This is a genomic window from Candidatus Erwinia haradaeae, assembly GCF_900698985.1.
GTDB classification, from domain to species: domain Bacteria; phylum Pseudomonadota; class Gammaproteobacteria; order Enterobacterales; family Enterobacteriaceae; genus Erwinia_E; species Erwinia_E haradaeae_B.
The window spans coordinates 174,340-198,696 of sequence record NZ_LR217730.1 but is presented as its reverse complement, the minus strand read 5'-3'; the positions used below and the strand labels follow the sequence as shown (position 1 = coordinate 198,696).

The 24,357-nt window shown below is 30.8% G+C and carries 15 protein-coding genes; 3 read left to right on the top strand and 12 right to left on the bottom strand.

From position 1 onward, the window contains the following. Nucleotides 1–647: 647 nt before the first annotated feature. Nucleotides 648–3,248, bottom strand: a complete 2,601-nt coding sequence (gene gyrA / locus ERCIPSPA2889_RS00625) for a DNA topoisomerase (ATP-hydrolyzing) subunit A (protein WP_157988954.1) — start codon at nt 3,246–3,248, stop codon at nt 648–650. Nucleotides 3,249–3,550: 302 nt separating this feature from the next. Between gyrA and gltX the strand changes: the two genes are divergently transcribed. Further along, nucleotides 3,551–4,972, top strand: coding sequence for a glutamate--tRNA ligase (gene gltX, locus ERCIPSPA2889_RS00620; protein WP_157988953.1), 1,422 nt, complete (start codon nt 3,551–3,553; stop codon nt 4,970–4,972). 620 nt (nt 4,973–5,592) lie between these two features. On the opposite strand, the gene pheT is transcribed toward gltX, so the two are convergent. The 7 genes from pheT to trmB all read right to left on the bottom strand — a co-directional run bounded on the left by pheT (nt 5,593) and on the right by trmB (nt 14,545). Next, a complete protein-coding gene (gene pheT / locus ERCIPSPA2889_RS00615) occupies nt 5,593–7,986 on the bottom strand; it encodes a phenylalanine--tRNA ligase subunit beta (RefSeq protein WP_157988952.1) in 2,394 nt (797 codons plus the stop codon). Nucleotides 7,987–8,000: 14 nt separating this feature from the next. Continuing rightward, nucleotides 8,001–8,984, bottom strand: coding sequence for a phenylalanine--tRNA ligase subunit alpha (pheS, locus tag ERCIPSPA2889_RS00610; protein WP_157988951.1), 984 nt, complete (start codon nt 8,982–8,984; stop codon nt 8,001–8,003). A 1,224-nt stretch (nt 8,985–10,208) separates the two neighbouring features. Beyond that, a complete protein-coding gene (gene rplT, locus ERCIPSPA2889_RS00605) occupies nt 10,209–10,571 on the bottom strand; it encodes a 50S ribosomal protein L20 (RefSeq protein WP_157988950.1) in 363 nt (120 codons plus the stop codon). 91 nt (nt 10,572–10,662) lie between these two features. After that, nucleotides 10,663–10,860, bottom strand: coding sequence for a 50S ribosomal protein L35 (gene rpmI, locus ERCIPSPA2889_RS00600; RefSeq protein WP_157988949.1), 198 nt, complete (start codon nt 10,858–10,860; stop codon nt 10,663–10,665). Nucleotides 10,861–10,956: 96 nt separating this feature from the next. After that, on the bottom strand, nt 10,957–11,505 hold the full coding sequence (infC, locus tag ERCIPSPA2889_RS00595) for a translation initiation factor IF-3 (RefSeq protein WP_157989407.1): 549 nt from the start codon (nt 11,503–11,505) through the stop codon (nt 10,957–10,959). 17 nt (nt 11,506–11,522) lie between these two features. After that, complete coding sequence (thrS, locus tag ERCIPSPA2889_RS00590) at nt 11,523–13,442, bottom strand: threonine--tRNA ligase (protein ID WP_157988948.1); 1,920 nt, start codon at nt 13,440–13,442, stop codon at nt 11,523–11,525. Between the two features lie 383 nt (nt 13,443–13,825). Continuing rightward, nucleotides 13,826–14,545: a tRNA (guanosine(46)-N7)-methyltransferase TrmB gene (gene trmB / locus ERCIPSPA2889_RS00585; protein WP_157988947.1), complete on the bottom strand. Its 720-nt coding sequence runs from the start codon at nt 14,543–14,545 to the stop codon at nt 13,826–13,828. Between the two features lie 721 nt (nt 14,546–15,266). Here trmB and ERCIPSPA2889_RS00580 point away from each other — a divergent pair. Beyond that, the gene (locus ERCIPSPA2889_RS00580; protein ID WP_157988946.1) at nt 15,267–15,977 is read left to right on the top strand and encodes a TerC family protein; all 711 of its coding nucleotides are present in this window, start codon (nt 15,267–15,269) and stop codon (nt 15,975–15,977) included. Between the two features lie 1,441 nt (nt 15,978–17,418). Here the strand turns inward: ERCIPSPA2889_RS00580 and rnt are convergent. From rnt to mutY, 4 genes are all read right to left on the bottom strand, one after another. Next, a complete protein-coding gene (gene rnt, locus ERCIPSPA2889_RS00575; protein ID WP_157988945.1) occupies nt 17,419–18,069 on the bottom strand; it encodes a ribonuclease T in 651 nt (216 codons plus the stop codon). Between the two features lie 1,533 nt (nt 18,070–19,602). Continuing rightward, nucleotides 19,603–20,688 carry a membrane-bound lytic murein transglycosylase MltC gene (mltC, locus tag ERCIPSPA2889_RS00570; protein WP_232037613.1) on the bottom strand — a complete coding sequence of 362 codons (1,086 nt, stop codon included), beginning with the start codon at nt 20,686–20,688 and terminating at the stop codon, nt 19,603–19,605. A 46-nt stretch (nt 20,689–20,734) separates the two neighbouring features. Continuing rightward, nucleotides 20,735–21,016 (bottom strand): oxidative damage protection protein, encoded by a 282-nt coding sequence (locus ERCIPSPA2889_RS00565; protein WP_157988944.1) that lies wholly within the window; start codon nt 21,014–21,016, stop codon nt 20,735–20,737. 32 nt (nt 21,017–21,048) lie between these two features. Beyond that, on the bottom strand, nt 21,049–22,101 hold the full coding sequence (gene mutY, locus ERCIPSPA2889_RS00560; protein ID WP_157989405.1) for an A/G-specific adenine glycosylase: 1,053 nt from the start codon (nt 22,099–22,101) through the stop codon (nt 21,049–21,051). A 945-nt stretch (nt 22,102–23,046) separates the two neighbouring features. Between mutY and ERCIPSPA2889_RS00555 the strand changes: the two genes are divergently transcribed. Then, entirely contained in the window at nt 23,047–24,249 is a 1,203-nt protein-coding gene (locus ERCIPSPA2889_RS00555) for an acetate kinase (RefSeq protein ID WP_157988943.1), read from the top strand. Nucleotides 24,250–24,357: the final 108 nt, after the last annotated feature.

The following is a 24,357-nucleotide window of genomic DNA, read 5'->3' as shown; positions in this document are numbered from 1 at the left end:
TAGCAATATACAATATACAATATACAATATACAATATAGTATCTAAAATTTATTGCTATCTTTTTCAATCAATCTATCAATATATTTTAACATAAAAAAATCAAATACTATTATAATGCTAATATTTTTCATATATACTCTATAGCTTATATAATGTATAGCTTATACAATGTCATTATTCACAATATTCTCTTTTTCTAATCTACAAAATCATTTATAAACTACATGATTCGTAAATTAATACACCTCTAGTCTGTGATACACTATTTAGTGTATTTAGTAGTGTCTAATATATAATAAGTTCTTAAAAAGAATGTAATTTATGAATTTAAACAAACTGCAAAGAAGATTTAAAAATCTATATATGCGAAATCTCTGATATTTTTAAAGTAATCCATATACTAAATAAGAGTAATTTTATCATATATCAATATCTCTATTTTTTTATTAGACTAATTACAATATCATTATTATTTTTTTTCAAAAACTAACAATCAAAACATTATAAAAAGATTTTTAAATTCAAAATATAAAATATAGCATAGTTCTACTACAATTATACACTTTGAATAAAATATTACTTAACACATAATACAATCTCCAATTTCTTTTTAATCTCTATCATGAGTGTAATCTTTTGTATGAATTTATATTATAGGTAATACAGAATTAGCACCTGATAAAGATCTATCCTCAAGGATAGATAATGATTCTGTTATAACTGTTTCAGCCACCCGTTGCAAAGCTACTACGTTTTCATCTACAGCGGTACGAATTAAAATTACACCTTGAGTATTTCGACCAATCAAGCTCACCTCGGATACTCGTGTACGCACTAGGGTACCTGCATCAGTAATCATCATTATCTGATCTCCATCCATTACTTGCACGGCACCAATCACTAACCCATTTCTTTTAGACACCTTAATAGATATAACCCCTTGTGTGGCGCGTGACTTAATAGGGTATTGAATATTTCTTGTGCGTTTCCCATAACCATGTTGAGTGACAGTCATAATTGCACCATTATCTCGCGGAATAATTAAGGATACTACCCTATCTTCATCAATTAGCTTAATACCTCTCACCCCAGAAGCAGCTCTCCCCATAGTACGAACTTCAGTTTCAGAAAAACGAACTACCTTTCCTCCAGAGGAGAATAACATAACCTCATCATGACCATTGGTAAGCGACACACCAATAAGTTCATCATCATCACGAAGATTTACAGCAAAAATACCTGCACTACGAGGCCGGCTAAATTCAGTCAATGCTGATTTTTTTACAGTTCCACTCGCAGTTGCCATAAATATATTCCATTCTTGAGTATACGTATGTATAGGTAAAAGAGCAGTAATACGTTCATTTACTGCCAAAGGTAATAAGTTAACAATTGGGCGACCGCGCGCACCACGACTAGCTTCTGGCAATTGATAAACTCTTATCCAATACAAGCGCCCCCGACTAGAAAAACACAAGATAGTATCATGTGTATTGGCCACTAAAAGACGATCAATAAAATCTTCCTCTTTGATGCAAACCGCTGACTTTCCTTTGCCACCTCGGCGCTGAGCTTCATAAGAAGCTAGTGGCTGATACTTAATGTACCCCTGATATGATAAAGTTACCACTACATCTTCCTGATGGATGAGATCTTCAAGATTTATACTAGCACTATATATAGCAATTTCAGTACGACGTTGATCTCCAAATTTATCTCGAATGAATTCTAGCTCCTCGCGAATGACTGTTATCAATCTTCTTGGATTCTTCAGAATACACATTAATTTATTAATCTGATCTGATAAACTAATGTACTCCTCAAATAATTTTTTATGCTCTAAACTGGTTATTTTTTGAAGTCGTAAGTCTAAAATCGCCTGAACTTGATCAGCACTTAATGCATATCTTCCAGAAGAAAGATATTTCTTCTTTTCTCGCCATTCTGAACAATTTGTAGTAGTATCTACAGATTCTAACATTTGAGAAACATGTCCAATATTCCAAGTGTTAGCCATAAGCTTGTCTTTTGCTTCTTCTGGTGTAATGGAGCTACGAATCAACTGAATCATAGACTCAATATTCCCTAAGGCTAGCGCTAAAGCTTCAAGAATGTGAGCACGATGACGTGCTTTTCGTAACTCAAAAACAGTACGACGCGTGATGACCTCTCGACGATGAGATACAAAGGCTCCTACGATATCCTTTAGTGACATAAGCTTTGGTTGACCTTGGTGTAACGCAACCATATTAATACAGAAAGAGGTTTGCATCTGCGTTAGCGAATATAAATTATTTAACACTACCTCACTCAATGCATCACGTTTTACCTCTATTACAATACGCATACCTTCTTGGTCGGATTCATCACGTAAAGCACTTACCCCTTCTAGGCGTTTTTCTTTAACTAATTCAGCAATTCTTTCAATAAGATGTGCCTTATTTACTTGATATGGGAGTTCATATATAATAATAGTTTCCCGCTTACTTTTAGTATTATTTTCAATTCTAGTACGAGCCCGTATATGAATCTTTCCACGTCCTGTATGATAAGCTTCATGGATCCCCTTCTGTCCATAAATAATAGCAGAAGTGGGAAAATCTGGGCCAGGAATATACTTCATTAAAGTTTCAACAGTAATATTCTCAGAGTCGAGATATGCAAGACAACCATTAATTACCTCAGTTAGATTATGCGGTGGAATATTTGTCGCCATACCAACTGCAATTCCTGAAGAACCATTGACTAATAAGTTCGGAATGCGAGTTGGCATTACTTCTGGTATTTCTTCTGTACTGTCATAATTTGGCATAAAATTTACAGTTTCTTTTTCAAGATCTGCTAAGATTTCATGCGCTATTTTAGACATACGCACTTCTGTATAGCGCATCGCTGCGGCTGGATCCCCATCAATAGAACCAAAATTACCTTGACCATCAATCAAAATATATCGTAACGAAAAAGATTGAGCCATACGGACAATTGCATCATATACAGCAGTATCACCATGTGGATGATATTTACCAATCACATCACCAACAATACGTGCAGATTTTTTATAAGCCTTATTCCAATCATTGCCAAGAATATGCATAGCGTATAAAACACGACGGTGCACTGGTTTTAAACCATCACGTACATCTGGTAAGGCACGACCAATAATAACTGACATAGCATAATCTAAATAAGAGTTTTTTAATTCTTCTGCGATATTAACTAATCTAATTTCACGGGCAAAGTCATTCATGGACAAACTTTCCTTTCTATGTTAATTCCTTATGAAAAGATAGTGTAGTATATCACATTAGGTATAGACGAATAATCAGCATCATACTAATAAATAATAAGATTTATTAGTATATAATACATTATGCAGAAAAATTTTAATCCCAATAAATATAGACAATCAACCTTAAATATCAAAATTTAAAATAAAATTAACTATATTAAACTAAAATTATATGAGCACCTATACAAAGATATGGTAGCATCTCTTTACAGATTCTATTTCATTTAAAATATATTTTAATCATAGTAGGTACTGATTACGTGAAAATTAAAACTCGATTTTCTCCTAGCCCTACAGGAGACCTACACCTTGGTGGTGCTCGTACTGCTCTATACTCATGGTTGTTTGCTCGTTACCATAATGGTAAATTTGTATTACGTATAGAAGATACTGATGTACAGCGATCTAATAAAAATAGCAGTACTGCTATCATGGAAGATTTGCGCTGGCTTAATCTTGATTGGGATGAGGGGCCATATTATCAGACAAAACGCTTAAATCGTTATAATACAATTATTGATCAAATGTTAAAAGACAATACTGCCTATAAATGCTATTGCTCAAAAGAACGACTAGATGCACTACGTGAAAATCAAATGGCTATTGGGAAAAAACCACAATACGACGGTTACTGTCGCGCTGATAATAAAAAACCTATAGATCATAAAAAATATGTAGTACGTTTTAAAAACCCCAAAGAAGGTTCCGTAATCTTTGATGATAGAATTCATGGTCGTATCGAATTCAAAAATCAAGAGCTAGATGATCTTATTATTCGTCGCAGTGATGGCTCTCCAACTTATAATTTTTGTGTAGTAATTGATGATGTAGATATGAATATCACCCATGTTATTCGTGGGGTAGATCATATAAATAACACACCACGTCAAATAAACATCTTTAAAGCCATTGGGGCTACTATTCCTGTTTATGCACATGTATCTATGATATTAGATGCTAATGGTAAAAAATTATCTAAAAGAAAAGGAGCTTTAAAAATAACACAATATCGTAATGAAGGCTATTTACCTGAAGCATTACTGAATTATTTAGTCCGCCTTGGATGGTCTTTCGGTAACCGTGAAATATTAAACCTAAAGGAAATGAAAGAGTTATTTACATTGGAAGGATTAAGCAAATCTCCTAGTACTATGAATATTACAAAATTACAGTGGCTCAATCAGCACTACATTAATCATCTCCCTAGAAAATACATCACAACTCATCTTCAATGGCAGATGCAATCTGAAAATATTAATACCGAACACGGCCCGAAACTAGAAGATATAGTGACATTATTGGGTAATCGTTGTAATACCCTACAAGAAATGGCATCTACTTGTCGCTATTTTTATGAAGAATTAAAAGAATATAATACAAGTGCAGCTCAGAAATATTTTCATAATCAAGCAAGCACCTCTCAACAATCACTAGAAGTTATGCGGATCGAATTAGCTTCAATAATCCATTGGACTCAAATAGAAGTAACAAATGCTATTCATAGAGCGTCTAATAAACTAATTGGTGGTATACGTACTGTAGGAATGCCAGTGCGTATTGCAATCACTGGATCATCAAAGTCTCCTACATTAGATATTACTCTTTATACTATTGGTCAAAAACGCTGTGTATCACGTATTGATGCAGCATTAGAATACATCAAGAGTCATAACCCTTTATAAAATATGTTCATAAAAATCTTCACTGATTCTATAACAATATTATTTTTATTTATAAAAAATGTAGCATTTACTATTATCTATGCAAGTAAAATGCGCTAATAATTAATAATATTAATATATTTTATGTTCTTAATAAATTCTAACTGTGATAGATACCACATCATCTCTAAGTTATTTTTTATTTGCTATATTCTAAACTATAACATCGCTATTATAAATATCATTAGATATAACCTACACATTAAAACGCTTGAGAAGCGTTTACTAAAAAAATACTCTTTTATCTTTAAAAGATAATAAAACACTATTTAGATCACCAAACATATAATAAAAATTATACAATAAGTAATAAGTTATTTCATTATGCTCTTTTATACGATATTAGTTATCTGTATAGATTTTTATATAACCTTTATCTTTATATAACTTTATATTTCTACCCTGCTAATATTAATAAATAATATAAAAATTCTTAAGATAACCCAATTAACCTATCTTTCACGTAATACACCATTGTAGAATTTTTTAAAAAAAATCACATGCTATCATCTTTTTTTATTGCCACTTACATCAATAAAAACCAATAACACTAGATTATAATTTTTTGATTAACTATAATATTATACTCTTAATTTTGCACCAAATCGATTTTTTAAAGCTGCTATACATTTTTTAATAGTATTAGAAATCTCATAATCTTCAAGAGTTCGTGTGCGTGCCTGCACAGTAATACTAATTGTAAAACTTTTAAAACCTGAAGCAACCTTGTTGCCACGATATATATCACATAAATAGACACCTGTTATATATTTATCTCTAACTTTTTTACATTCTTCCAACACATCTCCTGCTAGTATATATTCTTCTACAATTATAGAAATATCTCGACGATTAGCTGGAAAACGAGATACAGGCAAAACGTACGGTACAATATAATCTGAAACTTTATTCCATATCAACTCAAAGCCTATTGTTCGACCTTTAATACCCAGATGGCGCTCTATTTCTGGATGCAAAGCTCCGATGCATCCAATATAATCTGTATTAATATACATCGCTGCACATTGACCAGGATGAAATGCAGAATAAGATTCTCTGATAAATTTTACCTGATGTAGCTTATACAGCATATCAAAAATAGACTCTAAATCTCCCTTTAAATCATAAAAATCAACCTCAGATCGCGCTAAATCCCAGTGTGCACTATATCGATCACCACTAATAACAGCTGACAACATTAACTCTTGACGAATACCATATGGTGCTCTTATATCCGGAACAAAACAAAGACCACTTTCAAAAAGCCTAATACGTAACTGTTGACGATTCTGATTATACAATACTGCTCCCAATAAACCACTCAATAATGATAATCGCATTACTGACATGTCTCGTGATACTGGCCGGAGCAATCTTAAACCTTCTTGTTGTGGATAAAGTATAGACTGAATCTTTGGATCAACAAAACTATAAGTAATCGCTTCTTGATAACCCTTATCAATAAGTAACGCCTTCACTCGTTGTAACGGAAAATCTTTTTTGTAACACTTATCAATCATTAAATTTGCTTGAACTGGTATATTAGGGATTTGATTATAACCATAGATGCGTATAACTTCTCTTACTAAATCAACCTCGATACTAATATCAAAACGCCAACTTGGCACAATAACTTTCCACTGACTAGGATCTTTTTTAGTTAATATTGTAAATCCTAAACGCTCTAAAATATCAGTAACTATTTCATGAGATATACAATAACCAATTAAGCGATCTAAATTTTTACGATATAACGTAATAATTTTAGATGACGGTAATGCAACATAATTAGTAATATTAATTACTGGACCAGCAGAGCCACCACAGATCGTTAGTAGTAAACTTGTTGCGCGTTCAATAGCTTGATATTGCAGATGAAAATCCACACCTCGCTCAAAACGACAGGAAGCATCACTATGTAATCCATAACGACGTGCGCGCCCAACGATAGATGATGGTCTAAAAAACGCAGATTCAAGCATAATACTCTTTGTTTTTGTTGTAACACTAGCATCTTTACTAATAGTAATACCTGCCATAGCTAGTATCTTCTCTTCATCTGCTATAACCAAAGTATTGCTATCTAACCTAACCTTGCTCTTTTCAAGAGAGACTAAACACTCCCCTGCTTTGGCATAACGAACACTGAGACCACCATAAACTGCTTGCAGATCAAAAACATTTATTGGTTGACCAAGTTCTAATAGTACATAATTAGTAATATCAAGAACTGGATTTAAAGAATTCATACCACAGCGACGTAGCTTTTCCTGCATCCATAGAGGCGTGTTAGCCTGGATATTCACTTTTTTTATTATCCTGGAAAGATAGCGCGGACAATCCTCAGGTGTATCAACCTGAATTGAAATCATATCCGCAAGAGCAGAAAATGTTGGCGTAACCTTTAATTTATGTAATGGAGCTCTGCTGGCAACAGAAATATCACGTGCGATCCCAATGATACTCAAACAATCTGCACGATTCGGTGGAATGCCAATATCAATAATATTATCTTCTAATTGAAAATACTGACGTAAATCTGTTCCAATAGAGGCATTTATAGGTAACTCTATAATACCCTCTTTTTTGATAGGTATACCTAAATTAGCAAAGGAGCATAATATACCTTCTGATATCTCTCCTTTTAATGTAGTTTTTTTAATAATATTATTACCAGGTAAAATTGCACCTGCGGGTGCAACTACGACCTTTAATCCTTGACAACAGTTACCTGAACTACAAATAATTCTTAATAAACTCCCAGTACCTATATTTACTGTTATTATATATAATTCGTTAGAGCGTGGATGCTGTATGCATGCAACCACCTCACCGATTAGAACATTATGAAAATTAGGAGCAACTGGCTCTATATTATTTACCTCTAAGCCAGCCATAGCCATTTTATTGCAAAGTTCTAGGCTATTTATGGTAGGATTTACCCACTCTCTCAACCAGAGCTCGCTAATTTTCATTCCTTGTTCTCACTTTATTTAAATTGTTTAAGAAAACGCAGGTCATTTTCAAAAAAAACACGAATATCATTGATATTGTAACACAACATAGCTAAACGCTCGATTCCTATACCAAAAGCAAATCCAGAGTAAATGAGAGGGTCCACACCCATCGTGATCATCACATGAGGATGGATCATTCCGCATCCTAAAACTTCTAGCCATTCTCCATTTTTAGTCATCACGTCAATTTCAGCAGATGGTTCTGTAAAAGGAAAATAAGATGGACGAAAACGTATTTGTATATCATATTGAAAAAAACTTTTTAGAAAATCTAATAACATTCCTTTGAGATTAGCAAAACTAATATCACAATCAATAAGAAAACCTTCCATCTGATGAAACATGGGAGAGTGAGTTTGATCATGATCATTACGATATACGCGACCCGATGCGATGATACGCACTGGTGGTTGTTGATTTTTCATAGCCCGAACTTGCACTACAGAGGTCTGAGTACGCAATAATCGTGTCGCATCAAACCAAAAAGTATCATGATCATTTCGTGCCGGATGATACTTGGGTATATTCAATGCATCGAAATTATGATAATCATCTTCAATTTCTGGCCCTGTAACCACTGAAAACCCCATATCACAAAAAAAATCTTCCACAAGATCTATAGTACGCATAATAGGATGCAAACCGCCCTGCTCTCTTCTGCGACCAGGTAATGAAATATCAATAATTTCTTTTGTTAGACGCGCATTAAGCATTTGAGATTCTAAAGTTTTTTTTCGGATACTCAATGCATGCTGTATACACTGTTTGGCATTATTTATTTCGAGACCTAATGATAAACGCTCTTCCATGAGAAGTTCACGCAAAGTTGCTGCTTTAAGCGTAAGATATCCATGCCTACCTAAATATTGAACTCGTACATTATCTAAAGAAGAAAAATCTTGAGCATTGCTTATTTCCATTTTTGCCTTTGTCACTAGATCTGAAATATATGTCATGCCACCTCTCTAAATTTGTTATCATAGATATTCTACACTAAAAAATTAATTTTCTACTTTTAAAGTATCACTGATCAAATATGTTATTTTTATGCATTTATTATGGTAAAAAATCACTAATATACCTCTGATATTATGCAGATATATCTGGATAATTAAGAAAAGAATAACAATAACAATGACTCACATAGGATACCTGATTATGTATAGTTCGAACTAATCTAATTATAAAGTTTTCTAGATAACATCCTGAAATATAAAAACACCACAATATTCTAATAAGTAATAATATATTAATTACACTTATAGCAGAACACCAATAATATATCATTGTTATTTAAGCTATCCTAGCTTACAATAATAATTGTTATTTTCTTATCTTTTATCGAAATATTTCATTTTTCCAAAAAAATAAAAAAAGTAGGCTATTTAGTTCAAAATAAAATACCACAAACCAATTTTGAGAAAATTTTTATATATCAAGGCTTAATGTATATATATAGTCTAGACTGTTTTAAAGAATGATGCGAATATAGATCAAAAAAATTTTCTATACCTCCTGCATACTACTCAATATAAAAGCAATATAAACACAAAATAAAGATAAGTATATAAAGCTACTCTATCAATTCAAATAAGTTACACAATACCTGTAAATTAAAGAAAAACATTTAAATCCTCCTTGTGTTATACATAGTGTATTAGAAATCTTTCATGTATAGTAAAAATTAATAATTAAGTATTAATAAAGGAATAAAAAAAATAAGAAAGAAGAGTTATAGTCAATAATAGTTCTGCATAAAATCATAATGACATTAAGAGCCTATTATAATTGCATATTCTGTATATTTAAGAGAGATCGCCTTACGCGATTATTCGAGTATAGCCTGTGAATCTATTTACTCTATGTGATACCATCAAAACAAGCACTGCCCAGCTGTAATATAAAATATATTAGATATAAAAATATTTCTGGACTTTGATATATTAAAAATTATGCATTTCATATCAAAGTCTCTTGAAAATATAATTAAAAATATCGGATAAAACTTTATATGTGTATCGCCTCATATATATTTTAAACAAAATATATATAGGTCGTGCGCGCTCAAATACTACTTGCCTTTTAAAACAACTTTGATCATATTACACATTATCTTTTAATGATTAAGTTTCTTCAAATAAGACTGTGAACGCTTTATAATATATTTTTTCACCCTACTCTTAAGATAACGCTATGGATTCTTTTGCTTTTTCTACTAATTGCGAGAATACTATTCTGTCAAATACAGCTATATCAGCTAACATCTTCCGATCAATAGAAACTGAAGCCTTTTTTAAGCCCTGAATAAAAAAACTATACGATATACCATTGATACGAGCTGCAGCATTAATACGTGCAATCCATAATCGACGAAACTGACGCTTACGTTGACGACGATCACGGTAAGCATATTGCCCAGATTTAATAACAGCTTGGCATGCAACACGATAAACCCGTGAACGCGCACCATAATAGCCTTTAGCTTGATGTAAGATTTTCTTGTGACGCGCACGAGAAATTACACCACGTTTTACACGAGCCATTTAGCTCTCCTGTGAAATATCTATTTATTTTTATTCCGCTCTCCTGCACATAAAATAATTAAGAAAAATAATCTAAAAGTTATTGAAAAATTTAAGCATACGGCAAGCAAGCAATAATTAAGTTAAGATCATTTCTCGAAACCATTGTTATGGGGCGTAAGTGACGCTTACGCTTAGTTGATTTTTTAGTCAAAATATGACGCAAGTTAGCATGTTTATGTTTAAATCTACCAGAGGCAGTCTTTTTAAAGCGCTTAGCTGCGCTACGTATCGTTTTTATCTTAGGCATCTGCAATTTCCATTTTCATTTAATTCTCCCAAATAATTAAATAGAGCACTAAGAAAAATATACATAAGTTACTTCATGTAAACTCTTATCTTGCTATTATTTTTTTTTGGGAGAAAGTACCATAATCATTTGTCTACCCTCAATCTTTACAGGAAAAGATTCAACAGTGGCTATACTGATATCTTCACACAAATCTTTTCGAACACGATGAATAATTGCCATTCCAAGTTGCTGATGCGCCATTTCACGACCACGAAAACAAAGGGTAATTTTAGTTTTATTTCCATCTTCTAAAAAGCGAATTAAACTACGTAATTTAACTTGATAATCTCCATCATCAGTACCAGGACGGAATTTAATTTCCTTGATTTGAATAGCTTTTTGTTTTTTTTTCTGTTCCTTATACGATTTGTTCTTTTCATAAAGAAACTTTCCATAGTTCATAATACGACAGACTGGAGGCTCAGCATTTGGACTAATTTCAACAAGATCTACACCAGCTAATTGCGCTTTTTCTAAAGCTTCACTTAAACTAATGATACCAATCTGCTCACCATCAATGCCTGTTAGCCGGACTGAAGTAGCACGAATATCCCAGTTAATACGATTCGGGCGCACTGGTTGAACGCGTTTTCCACCTTTAATACTATGCTCCTCCAATTTTAATGCAGATTATTTTGTCTGCAAATATCATCTTTTAGTTGTAACACCCAACTATTAAAATCTATACGACCTAAGTTTTTTCCACGTCGAGTACGAACAGATATCGTTCCTTCTTCTACCTCTTGATCACCACAAATTAAAAGATAAGGGACACGACGCAAGGTGTGTTCACGAATTTTTAAACCAATTTTCTCATTTCTTAAGTCTGATTTTACTCGAATATCAATATCTTGCAATCTGCATGTTAGTTCTGTGACATATTGAGATTGATTTTGAGTAATACTCATAATTACAACTTGTAATGGCGCTAGCCATACAGGAAAAAACCCAGAATATTCTTCAGTTAATATGCCTATAAATCTCTCTATAGACCCTAATATTGCACGATGAATCATGACTGGGGCCCGGCGTTCATTATTCCTTCCTACATATGATGCATTAAGACGTGCTGGTAATGCAAAATCTAATTGAATAGTACCACACTGCCATGACCTGTCTAGAGAATCATGTAATGTAAATTCAATTTTAGGGCCATAAAAAGCACCTTCTCCTGGTTGATACTCAAATGCAATTTTTTTCTCTTTTAATACAGATACTAAATCACACTCTGACTGATCCCATAAAGAGCAGCTACCAATTAATTTTTCTGGTCGTGTTGATAGCTTGACTGAAATTTTTTTAAAACCAAAAATACTATACATATCATATAACATCTCAATGCAATCACTAACCTCACTACGAACCTGTTCCTCCATGCAAAAAATATGAGCATCATCCTGCGTAAAACCACGGACTCGCATTAATCCATGTAAAGAACCAGATGGTTCATTACGATGACAACTGCCAAATTCGGCCATACGTAAAGGAAGATCTCGATAAGATTTTAAACCCTGCTTAAAGATCTGAACATGCCCAGGGCAATTCATTGGTTTAATGCAATATTCACGATTCTCAGAAGACGTAGTAAACATTAAGTCTCTATAATTATCCCAATGACCCGTTTTTTCCCATAAATCCCGATCCATTACCACAGGACCTTTCACTTCTTGATAATCGTATTTTTTTAACCTACTTCGTACAAAATTTTCTAACTCACGAAATATCATCCAACCGTCATGATGCCAAAACACCATGCCTGGCGACTCTTCTTGAATGTGATATAAATTCAGTTGTTTGCCAATTTTACGATGATCTCGCTTCTCTGCATCTTTTAAAAAAATAAGATAAGTTGTTAGTTGTGTTCTATTAGCCCATGCAGTACCATAAATACGTTGCAACATTTTATTGTTGCTATTGCTTCTCCAGTATGCACCAGAAATTTTCTGTAACGCAAAATGATGACAAAAGCGCATATTAGGAACATGTGGGCCACGACACATATCAACATATTCCTGGTGATGATATAAATTCAAATGAGCTTCTTGACTAATATTCTCGTCTAAAATAGACATTTTATAGCTTTCACCACGTTGACTAAAAATATGATACGCATCTTGCCAACAAACATTTTGCTTTATTACATCATAATTCGTTTCAGCTAACTGATGCATACGCTCTTCAAGACACCTTATGTCTTTCTCTGTCAATCGGTGATCAACATCTACATCGTAATAAAAGCCATTTTCAATAACTGGGCCAATAGCCATTTGAGCTCTCGGCCAAAGTTGTTTCAGAGCATGCCCTAATAAATGCGCACAAGAGTGACGGATAATGTTAAGACCATCCTGATCTTTTTTCGTAATAATAGTTATTGTTGCATCTGATGCAACATAATCAGATATGTCAGTAATGTTATTATTGACACGTCCAGCAATACATTCTTTGGCTAACTCTGGGTGCGTAGCCTCGATGATATCTATTAATCTAACAGGCTTATTAAATAGATTTTTTCTTCCGTTAGAAATAGTAATAAAAGGCATGAAACATCCTTATTGAATCATAATATAACTATTGATTGCAATATCACAAATCACAGCTGTTAAGTATTATCGCCAGTGAATGATTATACTGAACAAATGTATTATTTTCACTAATAAAAAATAAATACAATGCGACAAATTTTATTAATCTATATCTTAATGAGAATAAAATACATAATTTTACATGACCAAACTCGTGATCTTTTAGTAGCTTCATCTATATCCTAAGGTAATCTTATAGATTAGATAATACCGCTCTACTATGAAAACTCAATTACTACATTATATCTTAATCTCTCTAATCTTCCGTGCATCTCTAGAATTCTAAAAGACCATCTTTATTCTCTAAAAACTAAAAAATAATATAATCTATAGTGTAATCGTTAAATTACTCGTGCAAATATTAAGTCCCATACCTGATGTCCTAATTGCTTCCCCTTGTTCTCAAATTTAGTATATGGCCTACATGCTGGGCGCTGCATCCAATCACCATTATCAGACTGATTTTTATAACCATATACACTATTCATAACCATCAACATATGATCAGCATAGGATTTACAGTCAGTTGCCATGTGAAATATACCCCCCAATTTCAACTTTTTTAACACTAATTGAGCAAAAGGAATCTGCACAATACGCCGCTTATTATGACGTCTTTTTTGCCATGGGTCTGGAAAAAAAAGCTGTACCGCATCCAGAGTATTTGAGGACACCATAGTCTCTAAAACCGCTACTGCATCGTGACATATTAAGCGAAGATTGGTAATACGTTCCTCACGAGCTCTTATTAAGCACGCTCCCACACCTGGTTTATAAACCTCAATACCAAAAAAATTTTTTTCGGAGTTATTTCTAGCCATATCTACCAAAGATGAGCCCATGCCAAAACCAATCTCCAATACTACTGGTGCATCACAGCCAAATATATCGTAAAATTTAATTGGTTTTAACTGATACTCAATTCCTATTTGTGGCCATAATTTCTCTAAAGCTAGTTTTTGCCCCTTAGTGCAATGCCTACTTCTATTAGCAAAACTAAGTACCCGATGCATAGGATAATATCTTTTATAGTGATCTTGTGAAATAAAATGATTCGTCATAATCTTTACTCTAAGTATAAACTATAAGGTCAATTAGAGAACACAAGCATCCATCTACAATATTTAACTATCTTATAATATAGCATCAAGTTATAATCCAAATCTATATTACATATTTTAGATATCATATTAAAAACTCATGACATTCAAGATACCTAAAAAACCTGATAAAAATAATAATGTTCAAAAACCAAACATTATTCTATCAAAAAATATTACATATAATGTACCTTAACGATATATTATACCTATAATATATTTTTATCTCAGCTTAAAAACCTAAAGTAAGAAATATTATTAACTGAAATATTATATATTGACACATTTATGCCATGAATGCACTATCTAAGAATTCTTTTTCTAAAATGCTTTTATAGGTGACATTTTTATAAAAAGTTTTCGTAAAAATAAAACACACTATTGTTAGGCTTACCTCAAGATCTTTTGTATTCTAAAACTATTTATGTTTTATCAGATAGATACTCTAGCGTCGCTCTATAAAGGTAGAACCAATTTAATTAAAATTTTATCCACTCTTTTATTTATTATCGAAATTTAAATCATTAATTATATAAGATCGTCTTTATATATCGTATAATTTTGTTACGCTTATATAATTTATGTGCATTATATAGGGTATGTTTTTACTTTTATTATTATAAAACCACTCTCTATCACATATATGTAAAATTTAATGCCCTAGTTTTAGGAAACATAAATAATGTATGCATGGATTACTGATCCAAACACATGGTTAACTCTTGGTACGTTAACGCTCCTTGAAATTATTCTTGGGATTGACAACATTTTTTTCTTATTGCTAATAGTTGAAAAATTACCTAAAAATCAGCAACACACCGCTCGTTGTATAGGCATGTCTATAGCTATGCTGATAAGACTCGTACTACTAGCGTCTATGACTTGGACCATGCACCTAACTAATCAAGCATGTACCATAATGAATCATCATTTTTCAATACATAATGTAATATTATTACTCGGAGGGTTTTTTTTAGTCTTTAACTCTAGTGTGGAACTATACAAAAATATGAAAAATTTAATATTATCAAAAAAAACTTATGCATCTCACTTCGCATGGACGATAATACAAATTATCCTACTAGATATGATTTTTAGCTTAGATTCAATTATAACTGCAATTGGTTTATCTAATGACCTGATAATAATGATGATAGCTGTAATGATTTCTGCTATAATAATGATATTTTTTTCCAAGATTATTAGTCAGTATATTCAAAATAATCCCTCAATAAAAATTTTAGCACTTAGTGCTCTAATTCTAATTGGCATTTCATTAATATTAGAAGGATTTGAAATTTATTTTGAAAAAAATTATATATATTTTGCGATATTTTTTTCGACATCAATAGAAATTATAAGAATATTGCAGAATAAAAAGAAAACCTATTAATATAAAAATTTTTCTAGGTTCATAATTTTTTAGAAAGATTTTTTAAAAATGTTAAAAATAATATTTTAATAAGACTCAATCTTGTATTAACCATCATAAAAAATAATTAATATTATAACAGTCCGTATTCTAGTTAAAAGAGATTTTTTATTTCTTAACAGAAGTAATTATATTCTTATTTATAATAAAAAATATATTATTTGTAAAATATTTAAAATTTTCTATATAATATTTAAAATAGCATAAAAATAAATTTAACTAACAATAACTACTTGAACATGAAATTTCAACGATTTTAACCTTAATTTTACATAATTATATAGCATTACCGTATTAATATCAATAAACAATTTATCATTATAGAGTTAATATATTAATATTAATTATTCTCATAATAAGATACTGTCTTCCTTATATTAAATAAAAATTTATAATAATATTCAAGCATTATAAACATTTAAGAAAATAGAACTCTTGACAAATTTTTAAATTAAATGGTACTAACCTAGCTATAGTAGAACCAAGCAAAATTTGAAGAATAATCAACATTCTATATATTAAAAAAACATATTTTCTCAGTATCAATTAAACCTGTTTAATAATTTTAAGACTAATAAAAAATAATCACTTAAGGATTATTCTTTAGCATAAATAATATGTAATATTTATATTGTCTGCTATTTTCCATATATCATTCATCTATAATCTAATTATATAATTAGAATACTTTTTATAATTTATCAGATTCAATTAAATTTAAAAATTAAACTTCTAAGCGCTCATAAATCGATCCTGTAAATGATACAGAATCATAATATTAAACTATAGAAAATATTATTTTCTTAGATTATCAAAACATCAAAACATTACCCTATCATGAATATTTTTATAAAATCAACTGACTTATCAAAAAGATAAAAGATAAATATAAAATTTTATCAACCATGTTTTAGTGATATATACAAAGATCATATATGTAATAATAATTTTAGTAAAAAATATTAACACTGCTATGTAACTAATAAACATCACATGATATATTATTATATAATATATTTAATATATAATTATCTATAAAATATAATAATTTCTTAATACTCAGCATAAAAAATAAAATTATCTTTGATCAACTAGGAGAACACTTTTATAAAAAAATCACACTTCTAAAAATAAAAATTTTACAAATACATGTAATTATATAATAGCGTATATCTTAACTAGATATACGATTATTTTAACAAAAAATTTTATAATTTATTTTAAAATTCTTCTTACTTATCTCTATCATACGCAACAAATATTATAATAATAGACTATGAACAATATATGCTTTACTCTTGTAAAAATTTTTTTAAAAACATAATTACTTAGAGGGAGATGAATAACAATAGCAGCTCTATATTAAATACTCCAGAGAACAATAAGAATTATCAATTAAGATTTATACTGCTATCACTGATGTGATCGGCCAACCACCAAGACGCTTCCAGCGATTGACAAGCTCACAAAATAAATTTGCAGTCTGCATCGTATCATATAACGCTGAATGTGCTTCCGAATTATCAAATGGTATGCCGGCTACGTTACACGCTTTCGCTAGAACAGTTTGACCAAGAACTAATCCACTTAGAGCTGCGGTATCAAAGGTTACAAAAGGATGAAAAGGATTTCGTTTTAAACTAGCGCGTTCAATTGCAGCATTTATAAAATTTAAATCAAATATAGCATTATGAGCCACAATTACAGCTCGATTGCACCCACTCTTTTTCATCCCCTTTCGAACTAATTTAAAAATAGCATGCAACGCCTCTGATTCAGGAACTGCACCACGTAGAGGGTTTTCTGGGTCAATACCATTAAAAACCAATGCTTCAGGGCGAATCGTTAACCCTGGAAATGGTTTAACATGAAAATGCAATATATCATCCTTTCCAAGCCAGCCATAGTTATCCATTTTAAGTGTAATCACAGCGATTTCCAATAAAGCGTTATTTCTAGGGTCAAAACCTGCAGTCTCTACATCAATAACTACTGGATAAAAACCACGGAAACGACTGCTTAACATGGAATTTGGCGCATTTGAGTCATGCATTAGATATCTCATTTACGAAAAATCAGTAAGAATTATAAAAAAGCTTTACTATTTTATCTCGCTATATTGTATACAGCTTAAATTAATGCTTTGTCTAATAGAAATTCAATAATATAGATTATATCTAGTATCTAGTTTTTGGTTTATTACGCTAACCCTATAAGTTTATTGTGATAATATACTAAATGATTCATTATGATTATAATAAAAATATTAAAGCCATTATTTGCATTAAAATATGTTTCACTAAAAAATAGCAATAATCATTAATTTTTTTAATTATAATAAATAATCTTATGATACTTCATAGTTATACGGTACTTTTGATAGATGTAGTCTAATAAATAGATTATTACATTAATTCTGTTACATTATATCCAGTAAATAATATCTAAAACATACATAAAACAAGTCAATATTGATTATAACAAACCTCACAATCTAATAAAGTTAAAAACAATTATAGATTAATCTTGGATATCAATGTAAATACAAGATATCTAACTCTAATAACACTCTTAATTTATTAGTCATTTACTAGTCATTTATTAATCATAGTCTTAATCTATATTAAGCACTTAGTAAATCTCCAGTTCTATTTTTATAGTAATGGATTATACCACTATTATAACTTATACACTTTTATTTATCCTAATAAAATAAATTAAAAAAATCTTAACATGCTACATAATAAAATCTATAATAAATTTAGGTAAATCTATGCACATATTCATATTATCAAAATTTTTTCAGTAAATTAAATTTCTACTAGATTCCAGTAAAAAATAAACCCATCATTTAATATTACAAACCAGACTTAATTTAAAACTAATTATAAAGATACATTATCTAAAAGTACAATGTAAATACTTTTTATGATTTGTGATTATTAAAAATCTTATCTAATAAATTCTATTAAACTTACCTAGAAATTACAGTAACATGGATATTTGTTATAAATAATTTTTTATTCGCAGATCAAGACTACCTTGTTACCTGATATAGGTAAAATAAAATATGTTTTTATGTTACGTAATATTGTTTATATTATCAGCGCATATAATAAGTATTTATTTTATCTATATAAAATATATGTATTATTTAGAAAAAAAATAACACGTAATCTTTATAAGATATATATAAAGAAGACTAATTCTAGATATTTATTACTTAATAAAAATATAAGTAATAATTTTTTAAATTTTATTTATAAAAAAATAAATAAATAAAATTATTTCTAATATAGAATTATTAATAATAAATAACATTAGATTCAATAATCTATTGTTATAATATAATAACCACGACTCTAATAAAATCCGCAAATTACATAAAAAAGATATTTATTAGAAAACTTAAAATATTAAAAAATTATGTCTATTAAAATGAAAAAAATTAAATAGATATTCAATATATGTATCTATCTTGAAATAAATATCAAAAAAAAATACGTAGTTAATACTATAAATTAACATATATAATAATATTAATCATTTAAATTATATATTCATAATAATAATTAAACAACTATAATTAATAAAGATGATAAGATTTTTGTGCATGATACACCTTATGTAAATATCGTCGTGATTCAGCTGTAGGATGTTTACTGATAAGTATATTATACACCTCGGCCGGAGATAATGCATTTATAATATAGATTGCACGATTTTTGTTACTAGCAAACACTCGTAAAACACTACCAGAACCACTGTGGTATGCAGTGATTACTGCATACAATCTTGAGATGGGATTTTTAATAGCAGATAGATAATTTCTCTGCAATAAAGACAGATAAGCCACTCCAGTATCGATATTATTTTCTGGATCTAATAAATATCTCCGACTCGGTTGACCAATTTTTCCGTGCATTCTAAAAACATCAAGTCCTGCTGTATTTTGTACAATTTGCATTAAACCTAATGCATTAGAATGACTAACAGCATATGGATTAAAACTAGATTCAATGTTGATAATAGCTAAAATTAGAGACTTAGACACGCCATAACGTTGTGCTATTTTTTGCACCATAGGTAAATATTTATGTGCCCGCTGATCGATATGATTGGATGCCATAGGAATAGTTACCGACCAAATCACATGCGAGTTAGAATATCGATACTCTCGTTTAGTTTGTATCAAATAATCAGCATACATTGTTGCTGTCTTTTGGTGATTAATTGGTTTTCCGGTATTATCTAAAACCTGTCCATACAGAAGTGGCTCTTGATGTTCTTTTGCTCTATTTTTTACAAAAGACAGATGAGCATCAAAAGAATCTTTACTCATGAGAAGAAGAGTAACAATGGCCTTCCGTAAACAAGAGATAGGGTTACGGTGCACAATAGTTGATAGAGTAATTTGACCAGCTTCAAAATTAATGTGAGTGCGAGTATGATACTGATCACTGTACTTTATATAATCCTTTGGCCCAGGAATAAGAACTTCATTTCTGCCCCAAAGGATTTCAATATTATTGGAAAATTGTTCCATTAAAATATTGAAGCTATTAGTATCCTTGATCACCCCCCTGCATAAAGCCTCATGTGTGTTCTGCGAACAAGATATCAATAATATACATAATGAAATAAGCACCCAGATAGAGAAAAATTTTTTTATTATGTAAGAATCTGTCCATAGATAACACGCTTTTCGCATGAAGCGCCTACGATTCTTCTGCTCGAAAGTCATACTCTGTAGCAATATTCATCTTTCGCATTTTAAATAGAAACTCAATCATCTCTTTTTCTATTGCTTGTCGGTGCTGTATGTCTAGCATGCTCAATTTTCTTTCATTAATAATTATAGTCTGCCTGATCATCCATTGCCTCCATGCTTCTGCAGATATCTCATTAAAAATACGCTGACCTATATTACCAGGATACAACTGATAATCCTGACCCAAGGCGTTACGTTGCAAAAAAGTACAGAAAATCATTCGACTCATAATTGATCCTCACTTATAATCTTCATGCTATTTTATAGGTTCTGTATCGAACGCAATTTATCTAGTAACCGACCCACCAATGAGGGAATACCAACAAAAGGAGGCTTATATAAATTATACCAGCAACCTTTTCCATAATTTACTTGCGTATAAGAAGAAGACAATTTAAGCCACATCGGTATGGCATCAAGATAAAAATGACTAAAAGTATGTTGAATTATATCCATCTGGTGTATTGGATACATATCTAGCTTCTTACAAATAAGAGCCAGATTAAGCTCAGCTATAGAATCATACTGAGGGAATGAAAACAATCCACCCCATAGACCACGTATTGGCCTCTTATCCAACCATATATCTTCCCCTTGTTGTATAAGTAATAACCAATTAGTGCGTTTAGTAATGATCTTTCTAAATGTCTTGTCCGGAATAAGCTCCAAACTATTATATTTTTTAGAATAACAATCAACATGCAAGGGACAAATTATACATTTTGGCTTAGATGGAGTACAAATCACTGCCCCAAGATCCATCATGCCTTGATTAAATTGCCCACAACCTTGCGCTGGGGTAACTATTTCACTTATACGCCACAGATATTTATCTAATTTTACTTTTGCAGACCAACCCGGTATACCGTAATAACGATAGAAAACTCTCTTAACATTTCCATCTAAAATACAAGCGCGCTGTCCTAATGCTAGTGAAAGAATAGCGCCAGCAGTAGAACGTCCAATACCAGGTAATAGCATGATCTCTACAATAGTGGTTGGAAAAATACCAGCGTACTTTTCAGCTATTATTATCGCTGTTTTATATAAATTACGCGCACGCGCATAATAGCCAAGACCAGCCCACAAGTATAAAACCTCATCTAATGATCCCTGTGCTAAATCGTTTATGGTGGGAAATCGCATCCTAAAACGTTTAAAATAAGGTATAACCGTAACTACCGGAGTCTGTTGTAACATAACCTCAGACAACCAAACTGTATAAGGCGTTATATCTATCTGCCATGGTAAATTATGACGACCGTAATCATGATACCAATTTAAAACTCGCTGTGCAAAAAACGATGCCTGCATCATTATATCTATCGCATTTCATATTAAGTAAGACTGAATACCGATATAAGTATATCACTATATAAATATATCAATATTAATAACAACCTACACGTAGTAAGTATAAATATTAAAATATTATGCTTTACGGTGTAAGCTCAATCTTATTTAATTAGACAACACCCTCCAGTAGGCTTAACTATAAGTATATATCTATAGCAATATTTAATATTTTTTACATACAATAAACAACACAGTTAAGATACGAGTAAAAATAATTTTCTACAGATTTCAATAATTTTATTATTAATATTTTTATTTTCAATATCACTACTTAACCCTGAAAAGTCTTATATTAGAGATTGCACTCCTCATAAAATTTACATGTATTTTGGCTTCTATAAATTATCAATTATTATCTAAATATATTTTTTAATAGCTAATAATCATCAATTGTATTGATCTTATCCCAAAAAATATATTCCTTCTAATAGCTTATAATAGTTTATAAAAGTAATATATATCACATAACTTGTTTCTATCTTTTTTAAAAAGTAGTCAGGCGACACTAAAGGTCATAAAAGTAATAACGATCTACAGAATCTTCTATAGCTATTCTATGTTTTTTATTAAGGAGGAGTAAGAACCTGTCTCATGCGCTCTCCTGGAAGTATAAAATATCAATATCTTAATTTTCCTCAGAAATAAAAACGTTCACGATAACATACCATGTATTACTATATACATCCTTCAGAAATAATTAATTTCTATTCCTTCTCATATCTGTCTCTAATGTCTCTATAAATAACATGTAAAATCGACTAATAAATAACATTACCATGGCATCACCCAACCTAAACCATACAGTCTATAATCTTTATATTCAAAGTAAATAAATATATCAATTTATAACAAAATATAGTACTTTCTTTAAATCATATTACTTATAATCACAAAGGCTTCAGTATGCCTAAAAAATTAGTTCTAGTTCTTAACTGCGGGAGTTCTTCCTTAAAATTTTCTATTATTGACCCTAAAAATGGCGATAAGTATTTATATGGTTTAGCTGAATGTTTATATCTGTCTGGTACATGTATTCACTGGACATTAAATAAAATAAAAAATACACAATATCTAGGAGATAGAAAGGAACACAAGGAGGTTTTGTACTTTATAATCAATACTATTTTAAAATCACAACCACAACTCTTAGAGCAAATTTTTACTATCGGGCACCGTGTTGTGCACGGTGGCCCAAAATTTACACGTTCCGTCATTATTGATGAACCATTTCTTCAAGAACTTCAGAAATTATCATCATTTGCACCACTACATAACCCCGCAAACATACTTGGTATTACAGAAACGCTAAAAAACTTCCCAAGATTATCTCATAAAAATGTTGCTGTATTTGATACTGCATTCCATCAAACAATGCCAGAATCATCTTATCTTTATGCATTGCCTTATAAGTTATATAAAAAATACGGTATACGTCGTTATGGAGCGCATGGTACTAGTCATAATTATGTAATGCAAGAAACAGCTAAAATTCTAAAAAAATCAGTAAAAGAACTACATATTATTACGTGTCACCTAGGTAATGGTAGCTCAATTGCAGCTATTCTTAAAGGTCAATGCGTGGATACTTCTATGGGCCTAACCCCACTTGAAGGTCTAGTCATGGGGAGTCGTAGTGGTGATATTGACCCCGCTATCATCTTTTTTTTATATGAAAAGTTAGGTATGAGCATAGATAACATCAATCACATGCTAACCCATAAATCTGGCTTGTTAGGTCTTACCGAAGTTACTAATGATTGTCGTTATCTAGAGGATAACTATTCATCTAAAACAGATGCAAAACGTGCAATGGATGTTTACTGTCATAGACTGGCAAAATATATTGCATCCTACACCGCGGTGATGGATGGACGCTTAGATGCAATTGTTTTCACTGGAGGTATCGGAGAAAATTCTTATATGGTTCGTGAATTAACACTAAATAAATTACATTTATTAGGTATTAAGATAGACCATGATCGTAATTTAATCACTCGTTTTGGTCGGTCTGGATTTATTAATAAAGACGATAGTCTTTTGGTGCTTGTTTTGCCAACCAAAGAAGAATTAATGATTGCCAGAGATGCAATATTATTAACGACATAATTTTAGCATTAAGATTTTAAAGTTAATATATTAAATTATGAAAATGAAATAATATGCCTTCATCATATCAGATAGAATGCGTTGTTATTATACATTAAAAAATAACAA